This window comes from Desulfofarcimen acetoxidans DSM 771, from assembly GCF_000024205.1.
Taxonomy (GTDB): domain Bacteria; phylum Bacillota; class Desulfotomaculia; order Desulfotomaculales; family Desulfofarciminaceae; genus Desulfofarcimen; species Desulfofarcimen acetoxidans.
The window spans coordinates 1,835,651-1,847,681 of the sequence record NC_013216.1; the positions used below are offsets into that span (position 1 = coordinate 1,835,651).

At 41.2% G+C, this 12,031-nt stretch carries 8 protein-coding genes; 4 read left to right on the plus strand and 4 right to left on the minus strand.

What is annotated here, in order from left to right; all coding sequences use genetic code 11:
- Position 1 precedes the first annotated feature (1 nt).
- Both DTOX_RS08510 and DTOX_RS08515 read left to right on the plus strand, forming a co-directional pair.
- Positions 2 to 1,258 (plus strand): Nramp family divalent metal transporter, encoded by a 1,257-nt coding sequence (locus tag DTOX_RS08510; RefSeq protein WP_015757307.1) that lies wholly within the window; start codon positions 2 to 4, stop codon positions 1,256 to 1,258.
- A gap of 85 nt (positions 1,259 to 1,343) precedes the next feature.
- Entirely contained in the window at positions 1,344 to 1,703 is a 360-nt protein-coding gene (locus tag DTOX_RS08515) for a DUF2680 domain-containing protein (RefSeq protein WP_015757308.1), read from the plus strand.
- Between the two features lie 87 nt (positions 1,704 to 1,790).
- On the opposite strand, the gene DTOX_RS08520 is transcribed toward DTOX_RS08515, so the two are convergent.
- The 4 genes from DTOX_RS08520 to DTOX_RS08535 form a co-directional block, all read right to left on the minus strand.
- Entirely contained in the window at positions 1,791 to 2,150 is a 360-nt protein-coding gene (locus tag DTOX_RS08520; protein WP_015757309.1) for an ArsR/SmtB family transcription factor, read from the minus strand.
- Positions 2,151 to 2,222: 72 nt separating this feature from the next.
- On the minus strand, positions 2,223 to 4,544 hold the full coding sequence (locus DTOX_RS08525; protein ID WP_015757310.1) for a heavy metal translocating P-type ATPase: 2,322 nt from the start codon (positions 4,542 to 4,544) through the stop codon (positions 2,223 to 2,225).
- A gap of 350 nt (positions 4,545 to 4,894) precedes the next feature.
- On the minus strand, positions 4,895 to 5,509 hold the full coding sequence (locus DTOX_RS08530) for an acetate uptake transporter (RefSeq protein WP_015757311.1): 615 nt from the start codon (positions 5,507 to 5,509) through the stop codon (positions 4,895 to 4,897).
- 277 nt (positions 5,510 to 5,786) lie between these two features.
- On the minus strand, positions 5,787 to 7,064 hold the full coding sequence (locus DTOX_RS08535; RefSeq protein WP_015757312.1) for an L-lactate MFS transporter: 1,278 nt from the start codon (positions 7,062 to 7,064) through the stop codon (positions 5,787 to 5,789).
- Between the two features lie 492 nt (positions 7,065 to 7,556).
- Here DTOX_RS08535 and DTOX_RS08540 point away from each other — a divergent pair, with 492 nt between their 5' ends.
- Positions 7,557 to 8,819 (plus strand): metallophosphoesterase family protein, encoded by a 1,263-nt coding sequence (locus DTOX_RS08540; protein WP_015757313.1) that lies wholly within the window; start codon positions 7,557 to 7,559, stop codon positions 8,817 to 8,819.
- Between the two features lie 4 nt (positions 8,820 to 8,823).
- A complete protein-coding gene (locus DTOX_RS08545) occupies positions 8,824 to 12,021 on the plus strand; it encodes an AAA family ATPase (RefSeq protein WP_015757314.1) in 3,198 nt (1,065 codons plus the stop codon).
- The last annotated feature ends 10 nt before the right edge of the window (positions 12,022 to 12,031 follow it).

Consider the following 12,031-nt stretch of genomic DNA (forward strand, 5'->3'; position numbering starts at 1 on the left):
GATGAATATGGCAAAAAAATCCGGTATGTGGAAAAATATATTGTTGTTTCTATCTGTAGTTGGTCCCGGAATTATTACTGCCAATGTAGATAATGATGCCGGGGGCATAACTACTTATTCGGTAGCAGGCGCTTCCTTTGGTTATAAATTTTTGTGGACATTCATTCCTATGATTATTGCCTTAATCATAGTTCAAGAAATGGGTGTCAGGATGGGTGCCGTAACAGGCAAAGGCCTGGCAGATTTAATTAGGGAAAGATATGGTGTTAAAATCACCTTGCTGGCCATGCTGGGGTTGGTGTTGACTGCTATGGGCAACACTCTGGCTGAATTTGCCGGTGTAGCAGCCAGTATGGAGGTTTTTGGTATTAGCAAATACCTGTCGGTGCCGGTTGCAGCCATAATTGTCTGGTGGCTGGTGGTTAAAGGCAGTTATAGCAGAGTGGAAAAAATATTTTTATTTGCTTCAGCCTTGTATCTGTGTTATATAGTCTCGGGTGTTTTGGCTCAACCTCCCTGGGGCGAGGTTTTAAAAGAAACAGTAACACCTCATTTCTCTTTTGAGAGTGGCTATATTTCTATGATGATAGGTATGGTGGGAACCACTATTGCACCCTGGATGCAGTTTTACATCCAGTCATCAGTAGTGGAAAAAGGTATTACGGCGGAAGAGTACAAATTATCACGTATTGACGTTATTTTTGGCTGTTTTATGGTCAATATTGTAGCTTTATTTATTGTGGTTGCCTGCGCGGCAACCCTATATAAAAATGGTGTTACAATTGAGACAGCTAAGGATGCTGCCATGTCTCTCCAGCCTTTGGCCGGCCCCTGGGCTTCGGAACTGTTTGCATTCGGCTTGTTTAACGCCTCATTATTTGCTGCCTCTATTTTACCTCTTTCTACAGCCTACCTGATCTGTGAGGCTCTGGGCTTTGAAGCGGGAGTTGATAAGACATGGTCGGAAGCACCTATATTTTATTGGTTGTATACTCTGTTAATAGTTCTCGGAGCCGGATTGATATTAATACCAGAGCTTCCGCTGATCACAATTATGCTCTGGTCACAGGTGATAAATGGAATTCTTTTGCCCTTTGTGTTAATTTTTATGCTGGAGATTATTAATGATAAGGATATTATGGGGGAATATACTAATTCCAAAATATTTAATATGATTGCCTGGATTACTACTATAATTATGATTGGTTTAACGACTTTATTGGTATTGAGTTCAATCTTCCCGAACTTATTGTCCTAAATAAGATTTAATTATTTGTGACATTTATGTTACAGTCTTGTGATATTTATTTATTATAATGATAAAAATTGAGGAGGTGAAGTCATTGAAAAAATACTTTATCTTAGTTGTTGTAATGCTGTTAGCGGTTGCAGTGCTGGTTCCTACCGTATTTGCGGCTGACAGTACCAGTTCGGCTAAAGCCTGGTTTGATCAGATGTTTGCGACAAAAAAAGCCTGGGTTGATCAGGCAGTAACAGACGGAAGGTTAACTGCTGAGCAGGGGCAGGCCTGGAAAGCACGTCTTGATCAGAATCAAGAGTTTCTATCCCAAAACGGTTATCAAACTCCTTGTGGCAAGCCCGGATGCGCAATGGGTAGTGGAAGAATGGGCAGTGGAGGCATGGGTTTTGGAAAAATGGGTGGGTGCCCCTTGTGGGGAGCCCCTTCTGTCAATAACAACTAGTATTTATCTATCGATTAAAAAGGATCTCCCCAAAAAACGGAGATCCTTTTTAAGTGTGCGATTATCCATTTAATGTTCAAAGAGGGGTTATTCATGCCGAATATGGTTTATTCCCTCATCTAAGATCCTGAAAATATGCTTATCATCTAAAGAATAGAAGACCATTTTTCCTTCTTTGCGGTATTTAACTATCCTTAAGTTTCTTAAAACCCTTAATTGATGTGATATAGCTGACTGGGACATATCAAGTATGGCCGAAATATCGCATACACACATTTCTTCCTGCTTCAAACAGAACAAAATTTTAAATCTGGTTGGATCACCAAGTGCCTTATAAATGGCGGATAGTTTTTGCACTTCCTCAATATCCGGCAGGTACTTTTTTATTTCATTTACAACTTCTGTATTGATACATTCTATTTCACAGGTTAGTTCTTCTTTATTCATAGCAGTGCACCTCTGTTTAACGGCTTTGCTGCCAGGAAGACAACAAGAATCCGGTCGCTATAGGCGACTTTCTTAATAATTCTCCTTATGTTTAAGAACCCGGGTAGCATTAAGTACAGCCAGCAGGGCTACACCCACATCAGCAAATACAGCTTCCCACATATTTGCCTGGCCTATCGAACCCAGAGCAACAAATATGCCTTTTACAGTTAAGGCCATGATAATGTTTTGCAGGACAATTTTTTTTGTATGCCGGGCAATATCGATGGCCACAGCAACTTTGCCTGGTTGATCATCCATAATAACTATATCCGCAGCTTCTATGGCTGCGTCAGAGCCTAGCCCACCCATGGCTATTCCTACGTCTGCCCTTGTTATAACCGGTGCATCGTTAATTCCGTCCCCGACAAAGGCTAGTTTTTCCTTGATAGATAGATTTGCCATCAGTTTTTCCAGCCGGGCTAGTTTGTCTTGAGGCAATAACCGGGAATATACAGCATCCAATTCAAGTCTGGACGAAACATCTGCGGCCGCAGTTTCATCGTCACCGGTCAGCATAACAACTTGTTTGACTCCTAATTTTCTTAATTTACTTATAGCGCTAAAGGAATCTTCCTTAATCTCATCGGCGATAGTAATGCAGCCGGCAAATAAACCGTTAACAGCAATATAGACTATCGTGCCTTCGGCAACACACCTTTCATAAGGAATGTTTTCCAGATCTAAAAGTTTTTCATTACCGGCTATAATTAACTGGCTTTTATATTTTGCCTTGATTCCGCAACCGGCTATTTCCTCATAAGCCTCAGCTTGTTCATAGGGGCTGTTGCCGTCGTATGCTTCCATAATCGAGCGGGCAATCGGGTGATAGGAATTAGCCTCGGCTTTTGCAGCGTATTTTAAAACATCCTCCGGTGAGAAGTTGTTTTGCGCTTTTATATCAGTAACGTGAAACACGCCTCTGGTTAGAGTACCTGTTTTATCAAAAACCACTGTATTTACACCGGTTAAAGCATCCAGAAAGTTTGCTCCCTTAACGAGAATACCTCTTTTAGAAGCTCCGCCAATACCTCCGAAATAGCCTAAAGGGATGGAGACCACCAGTGCACATGGACAGGAGATTACTAAAAGCACCAGTGCCCGGTGTAGCCAGTCGGAAAAAACAGCACCCGGTATAACCAGCGGTGGTACAAAAGCCAGCGCAGCAGCTCCCAAAACCACAGCAGGGGTATAATAATAAGAAAATCTTGTAATAAATTTTTCCACCGGTGCTTTTCTGCTTCCGGCATTCTCAACTAAATCAAGTATTTTAGCTACTGCAGAATCGGCATATTGCCTGCTAACCTGAATCGTGATCAGACCACTGGTATTAATCATACCAGCCAACACTTCTTCTCCTGTTTTTAATCTTTTGGGCACTGACTCTCCGGTTAGAGCAGAAGTATCAAAAAAGGAGAAGCCTTCTGTTATAATACCGTCCAGTGGTACTTTCTCTCCTGGTTTAATAATAATAAAATCACCTGTATGAACAGTTTCCGGAGAAACCTTTTCTATATTGCCGTTTAGCTTTAGGTTGGCATATTCCGGTTTGATATCCAATAAAGCCTTTATTGAAGCGCGGGAGCGATTAACAGCCAAGTTTTGAAAGAATTCTCCCACATAGAAGAAAAACATTACACCTACCGCTTCCGGCAGCAGGTGGATGGCAATTGCGCCTCCGGTAGCTAAAGTCATTAAGAAATTTTCATCCAGCATATTACCTTTAAATATGTTTCGAAAAGCAGTAAGCAATACCTTCCAGCCAACCAAAAAATAGGCTGATAAAAAAACTGTGTATTCCGCCCAGGTATACCGTGTATTACGCAGATTATCATCAAAAACAAGGCCTGTTGCCAGCAATACAAAGGCAATGCCCATAACAGTCAACGGCTTTTTGATATTTGATTTTTCTTCCTGTGGCTTATTGATTTCTTCCAGTATAACACCTGGCTCGATAGAGTCAATAATCTCCTGTGCTTGTCGAAAATATTGCGGGTTTATTAACAGGGTACCGGCTGCAAAATTTAATGCGGAGTTTTCCAGTCCCCCGGTCTTACTTAAGGTGCTCTGGATTTTAGCCGCACAACCTGTGCAGTGAAGACCCTTTAATTTATATTTTTTTTCCTGCAGGTTGACAGGAACCAATTCCACTCCAGGCTCTATGCTGTTAATAATTTGTTGTGCCCTGAACACATGCTCTTCTTTTAAATAAATAGATTTGGCTGCAAAGTTTAACTGGGTATAATGCATGCCTTCCTGTTCTTGCAGTAGTTTTTCAATTTTTGCCGCGCAGCCGGCACAAGCCATGCCTTTTAACAGGTACTTGGTTGTAGGACGGTCAATGACTGTCTGCATTTTTTCTCCCCCTGCATAAGAATTGTATGAAATCAATAAATTTAAATAGCAATATGTATTATTTGTTCATATGAACACCTATTCATTTATTATATTTAAGATAACCTATTAGTTATTTGTTGTCAAGTTAATAATTGAACCATTTAAATGAAAAAAACCGTCCCGAAGGCGGACATTAGGAATTTCATAGCAGCAACTTTTTCAAATCTCAATTTTAATATTACGATATCATAAATTTTGTTTTTTTATAAAGGACCTGAGAGAATAAATATTAATGAAGAATAAAAGGGGTTAAGAGAATTTTCTCTTAACCCCTTTTATTCTTCACCAAGGCACAAAATTATTATGACTTATTTAAAAATTCCAAATGGCTTGCCTACCGGTAAGAAAACCTTACCGAAATGCACGTTTAGAACTACGGCAGCAGAACCATAAAAAGAGAATATCGAAATCAACAACTCAGACCAGGCCGCCATGTTATGGAAAAAGTGTTCATTGATTTGAAAAGTAGAAAAGGTTAAACCAATAAATAAAAAATCAATAAGTACGAAAATAATAAATAAGACCTTATTGGTTTCCATAGAGCCGATAGTCATATAGAGTGTGAAAATCAGGTAACCCAAAAAAGCTATGCCAAGTTGTTTGCCGTCTACATCGCCTGCAAGTTTGTCGCCAAATGCGCCCATTTTAGTTAACCAGGACATAGCCACTGCGTACCAGAAGAAAGCATAAGCTCCAAAAGCTGTTGCTCCAAAAGTATTATTATGTTTAAAATCTTTTAATGAGGCCACTAACTGGGCACTTGCTCCTAAAAATATGGCCCAGGGAACTACAAAAGACAAACCGGTTGTCCAACCTAGTTTCTGCGAGGCTGCAACCAGTGTTACCATGGCCAGACCGAACAGGCCAAGGGCACCAGGATCTGCATTAACCTCTTTACAATGCATAGTTTGATGAGAACTCAAATTATCTTCCTCCTACATATAAATTAAATAATCATATTATTAACATGTGAATTTATATACAAATTTTTTTTCTTGTCACCTCCTGCCAAGGAAGATTCTGTTGCAGAAGTTGTCGGATATAATGTGCGAATATTGCATAAATTCTTAATATTTTTATAATACAGATCTAATTATATTTACTATCATTTCAGAGTCAATAAATATATCTTGAAAAGCCATAAAATAAGGATGAACGGTAACCAGATAAAAGGTGGTCTGACCACCTTTTATCCGCGTATTATGCCTTTAATTTTATGTCATCTGTCAGAGGAATTGTTTTAGGTGCATTAACTATAAGAGAAATCAGTGCTGCCAGAATTAAAAGACCTGCGGATATTTGGAAAGCCAGAGTGTATACTTTAAAGGCATCAGCAATCATACCGGCCAGCATAGGCCCGAAAACTCCGCCTACTCCCCAGGCAGTAAAAACCAGACCGTAATTGGCACCAAGGTTTTTAGTGCCGAAATAGTCGGCGGTAGTTGACGGGAACAGTGATAACAAAGAACCATAGTTAAAACCAACTGCTGCAGTTCCCATAATCAAAAGCGCCGGTGTTTTGAAAGCTGAAAACAAGAACATTATAGCGGCTTGAAAGACAAAGACCAGGAGCATGGTTCTGGTGCGACCGATTTTATCGGAAAGTATACCGGCGATAATTCTTCCTCCGGCATTAAAAATGGCCAGAATAGCTACCAGCAAGAATCCCAGGTCAACACTGGGCACTTGCTGCTTGGCAATAGAGGCAATATGTCCGATAGTCATAAGTCCCGCAGAAGCGGCCAGTGCAAACATAAGCCATAAAAGAAAGAACTGAGGGGTTTTTAACATTTCACCGGGCATATAATCAATTTTTGCATTGTCGCTGTTTTTACAGCCCGGAGAAGGAGTTCCGCCCGGTAGATAGCCTGGCGGGGGATTTTTTAGAAATTGAGCAAAGCTAACAGTCACAAATAAAAAACCTATTCCTAAAATAAGGAAAGCATTTTTCAAAGCAAACTCAGTTAGAAGGTATTTTGAAAGAGGCGATATATAAACCGAAGCCAATCCGAAACCGCTGACTACCAGACCTGTAATAAGACCCTTTTTAGCTGGTGGAAACCATTTTACTGCCGGGGGTGTAGTTGATGCGTAACCGAGCCCGATGCCTGTTCCGGCTAAAACACCAAATCCAATAGTTATCCCCCAAAAACCGGTGCTGGAGATAACGGTATTGCCGTCCGACAATGTCGGAATAAAAAATGAGGCCAGGATCAACCCCAGTCCTGTTAATGCTCCGCCGGTTGCGGCAACAACTCTAGGACCAATTTTATCCTGCCAGCGTCCTGCCGGTACCATCATTAAGGCAAATATACCACAGGCTATAGTATATGGCAGAGCGGCTTCAGTGTTTGATAAGCCGTAGTGGGTTGATAAATCCTTCTTAAAGATGCTCCACGCGTAAAGAACACCCAGCGCTAGGTTAATACAGATAGCTGCGCCTGTAACCGTCCATCCTTTTGAGTTGCTCGCACTCATAAAAACACCTCGCATGATTTTATTAAATGTTTTTAAAGGACTGATTGACTGGGGTATAGGCTGCTTTTGTTTTAAAATGGTTTTATAAAATAAAGATTAGTCTATTTGTTCTCTATCCTCCCTTCATAATCCGAATAATCAAAATATTAATACAACTAAACATCCGCTATTTCTATGATTAATCTTATTGTATTAATATAAATTATAAAACACACTAAAAAATACTTAAATGGCAATAGCCTTCGGTTATACGGTCAAATAGACACCTCTTTGGGAATAAAAGTATAATATTAATTTATTAATGGCTATTAATCATTTATTGAATTAATTTTGTATGAATTTTGTTTTTTTGTTTCCTGAATTAAAGTATTATATTATAGAGCATCAGGAATTCTTTATATGATTTTGTTTTTTAACCTGCCGCTTTTGTCGAAGATGAGCAGTATGGGAATTGAGTTACCATATTCAGATTAATATTTGGGGCGATAGCTTATGAGCAGTTTTACTTTTGTGCATGCTGCGGATTTACACCTGGACAGTCCTTTTCAAGGGTTGAAAGAAGTCTCTCCTGAAATAGCCCGTGTATTACACGAGGCTACATTTAAGTCGCTGGCAACTATAGTTGAAATATGTATTAAAGAAAAAGCAAATTTTTTGGTTTTATCCGGGGATATTTTTGATCATGCAAACTACAGCTTGCGTGCCTGGCTAAAACTGAGAGAGCAATTAACCATACTGGCTGAGCATAATATACAAACCTTTATTGCATGGGGTAACCATGATTTTGCCGGAGGATCTCCTGTTCATATTGATTGGCCGGACAAGGTTTTTTTCTTTCCTCCCGGTGAGGTAGCGGAGGTTATTGTTTCAGTCGCGGGAAAGGATTCGGCTTTGCTGCAGGGAATCAGTTACCCCGCCGGTCAGGTTACGGAAAGTTATGCCGGTAAATTTAAACGTAATAACAGCCTTTTTCATATAGCTGTATTGCATTGCAATGTCGGGGAGAAACCCGGACATGGAAACTACGCGCCCTGCAGTTTGTCGGAATTGTTAGAGTGTGACTTTGATTATTGGGCTCTGGGTCATGTACATACTAGAGAGATAATGCATCCGGAAAGGCCGGTGGTGGCATATCCGGGCAATAGCCAGGGCAGGCATTTTCGTGAAACCGGTGCAAGAGGCTGTTACCTGGTGCGGGTAAAGGCGGGACAGGTGTTTGAGTTGGTTTTTAAACCGACAGAGGCTGTTCGCTGGCAGGTTGAAGATATTTCATTGGATGGGATTGATTCTGAACAGCTATTGTTGAGCAAGTTATATAGCCGTTTGGAGCAGTTAAGCGAAAAAATGGCTGGAGTGCCTCTGCTCCTACGTTTGCGTTTAACAGGGCGCAGTAAGCTGCATAAACGTCTAAATGACAGTTTACTTCAGTTTGATTTGCTGGCAGAGCTCAGGGAAAGCCTGGAGGATAGAAATCCTTTTATCTGGCTTGACTCTATAAAATCTATGAGCAGGCCGAACCTGGATATGGAGTTGATATTATCACAGGACAGCCTGGCCGGTGATTTTTTGCGCCTGGTTAAAGCGGCACAACTGGAGCAGTCGGGATTAAATGAGATTAAGGAGTCTTTAAGCCCACTGTTAAATAACAGGAGAATAAGACAATCAGATTACAGGTTAACTGAGGAAAAATTAAAGCATTGGTTGGAAGAAGCTATGTGGCTGGGATTGGATTACTTAACCTGGGAAGAGGAGTAAAACTATGCGTATAATGCGTCTTGATATACATGGCTTCGGGATTTACCGGGATTTTTTCTGGGATAGCCTGGCACCTGGTTTAAACGTTATTGAAGGGCCAAACGAAGCGGGCAAATCAACCTTAATGGCCTTTATCAGAGCGGTGCTTTTTGGTTTTGCCGGCAGGCGCGGCAGTGAAAACCGCTATGAATTATCAGGTAGCAGGCGCTATGGCGGTTCACTGGTTTTTGAGGATGAAAAGGGTTTGCATTATACTGTTGAACGCCATGCCGGTGGTGCCTCAGGTAAGGTTATGGTGCATTTGCCTGACCGAACCGTTGCCGGCGAATCTGTGCTGCATAATATATGGGGCGGTGTTACCGGCACTTTATATAAAAATGTTTTTGCCTTTGGACTGGAAGAACTGGAACGACTGGATAGTTTGCAAAATAGCGAAGTGAGCGGCTATATTTACAGTGCGGGGATGGGGACGGGTTCTGTATCCCTGGTGGAAGTAGAGAAAAAATTAAAAATTAAATTGGAAGAGCTTTATAAAAGCGGTGGTCAGAAGCCTAAAATTAATAATATTATAAGAAAAATGGAAAAGCTGGATGAGGAAATTGAGGTATTGAAGGAAATACCTTTTGAGTACAATCAACTGCAAAAAGAAAGACAAGAAGTTGCAGAAATGCTGGAACAAACCAGAAATAAGTTGTCGCTTACGCGTCGCCTGATTTCTAAGGCAGAAAAAGCTGTGCTTGGACGAGAATTCTATGAGCAATTGCTTCAGATTAATATTTCACTTGAGCATATGCCGGAACTGCAGGGTTTCCCGGAGAATGCCCTGGAAAAATGGGAAAGAGCAGACTATAAACTGGCCGAGAAGTCATCCATGCTGGAGAAGCAGCAGTTTCGCTTGCGGGAATTAAGAGAGGAATTGGAGAAGCTTTCTGTCAATGAAGAAATTTTAAAGCTAGCATTAGATATAGAACTTCTTCTGGAAGAAAGACGTGTTTTTGTTGAGTATTGCAATAGCCTGTCCGGTTTGAGGCAGGAGGCCAAATCAGTGTCTGAGGAGTCAGTTCGTATACTTAAAACTCTAGGTTATTCCTGGTCTTTTGACAGTATACGTGAATTTAGCTGCTCAGTGGTTACAAGAGAGCAAGTTCGTACTTTTAAAGATAGTTTTCGCCGCCAGGAAGAGCGTATTAATGAGCAGCTCTTCAGGTTAAGAGAAAATGATAGGTTGTTAGAAAAATGCCGCCTGGAGAAGTCTGCAGCAGCGCAAGCTGTAAAAGACTGCCCGGTAATTATGCCGCCAACTTCAGAAACCTGGACAGTTCGTTCAAATTCTTTGCAAAAGTGGCAGGCTGGTTGCTCCAAATTAGAGAGGAGAGAACAGGATTTACGCTACCTGGCCGACCGGCGCAAGGATATGCGGGAAAGCCATGACAATTTGAAAAAAAGCAACCCTGCTGACAATAGGGTGGCTGAACTGCTGGCTTTTTTATTTTTGATAACATTTGGTTTGCTAAGTGTTTTCTATTTCAGAAATCAACTAATAGTTGCGGCAGTATTAATGATTTTTATTTCGTCTCTTCTTGTTCTCTACATAGTCTTGTACCAGAATCGCAGGATTAGGCATAACCAGTATCAAGAGGAATTGTCACTGCTGCTCCATAAAATTGAGGAAGTGGATAGACAGCTAGCCCCGGTGCAAAGTGAAATCTTAAAAGAACGCCAGAAGCTGCAGCAATTGGCTATGATTTTTTGTGGGAAAAGTGATCCCGTTGAGGAGGAAGTTTTCCAAACAGTAAAGGAATTGGAAGAAGAGGAGCGTTTTAAGCAGCATAAAGCTATTCTTCTGAAGGAACTGATGGCTAAAGAAGAGGAAATGAACCGGCTTTTGGAATTTTCGGACAGGTATAGTGCTGAGATGAAACTGCTTGAGGATAACTTGACTGTTCTCAAGCAGGATTGGAATAGCGTTTTGGACTTACTGGGAATTAAGCAGGAGATATCACCCGGTGGACTGGAGGAGTTACTGCTAACTATTGAGAAAGCTCAGAATGTGCTGGAATCTAAGGATAAGCTTGAGCAGCAGCTTGGCTATGTGGAAGAGGAAATTGCCAGCTATACCAGGCGTGTCAACACTATCCTATCCCTGGCTTTTTCTGTGAAAAAGCCAACCAATTTTTTTAGCAATCTTCAGCAGGTGAAGGTGGAAGACATCGCAGCAACAGTTCTGCAAATTAAAGATGATCTGTCCGCAGCACGCTTGTCTAAAGACAACCAGAAGATAATCATGGGGGAAATAAATAAAATAAATACGAATATAGAAGAGATGCGGTTAGAAGTAGATAAACTTAAGCAGGAGCAGTATAATTTAATGCTCCTGGGTAAGACTGACAATGCTGAGGAATTTAGGCAGTTATCAATTCTTCAGCAGGAACGCAGAAAATTAATCTGCCAGAAAGCTGAGGCGGAAAAAAATTTGCGTTTAATTGCCGGTTCAAAAGAAAAGTTGGCGGAGATAAATGAAATTTTAAAAGTTCAAGACGACGATGATGTAAAAGAAGATCTGCTCAAGTTGCAGCAGGAATATGAGGAAATGGAAAAAGAATATTCTTTTCTTACTGAACGGAAAGGACAGTTGACTCAAAGAATAGCTGATCTGGAAAAAAGCGATCGTTTAGCGGGTTTAATGTTGTCTAAAGAAGGTTTACTGGCTGAACTGTCCGAGTTGATAGAAAAGTGGAGCGTAGCAAGCATTTGTCAGAAATTGCTTGCTCAGGCCAGAGAGGGCTACGAGAGGGAACGTCAACCGGCAGTATTAAAAAGAGCTTCCCGTTACTTTAAGACTTTTACCGGGGGTAAATACAACCGTATTCTGGTTCCTCTGGGGAAAAGCTGCCCGGAGGTGGAAAAAGAGGATTTAACCCGTTTAGGAACCGGTGAGTTAAGCAGGGGTACTGCAGAACAGCTTTACCTTGCTATGCGTTTTGCCTTAGTCAGGGAGTTTGCTGATAGGGTGGTTTCTTTACCGGTGCTCATGGATGATATTCTGGTCAATTTTGACCCCGGGCGCATGCGGTCGGCAGTTGAAGCAATCGGGGAATTGTCCCGTCAGCACCAGGTGCTTTTCTTTACTTGCCATCCCCATGTGGCTCAAGCGCTGGTGGAAGTTGACTTCCCGGTTAAATATATTAGCCTGAGTCAGTAAAACCACATTG

Excerpts from the sequence above, each read along its gene's own strand:
- DTOX_RS08510 (WP_015757307.1), top strand. The coding sequence starts at position 2 with ATGAATATGGCAAAAAAATCCGGTATGTGGAAAAATATATTGTTGTTT.
- DTOX_RS08520 (WP_015757309.1), bottom strand. The coding sequence starts at position 2,150 with ATGAATAAAGAAGAACTAACCTGTGAAATAGAATGTATCAATACAGAA.
- DTOX_RS08525 (WP_015757310.1), bottom strand. The coding sequence starts at position 4,544 with ATGCAGACAGTCATTGACCGTCCTACAACCAAGTACCTGTTAAAAGGC.
- DTOX_RS08535 (WP_015757312.1), bottom strand. The coding sequence starts at position 7,064 with ATGAGTGCGAGCAACTCAAAAGGATGGACGGTTACAGGCGCAGCTATC.
- DTOX_RS08540 (WP_015757313.1), top strand. The coding sequence starts at position 7,557 with ATGAGCAGTTTTACTTTTGTGCATGCTGCGGATTTACACCTGGACAGT.
- DTOX_RS08545 (WP_015757314.1), top strand. The coding sequence starts at position 8,824 with ATGCGTATAATGCGTCTTGATATACATGGCTTCGGGATTTACCGGGAT.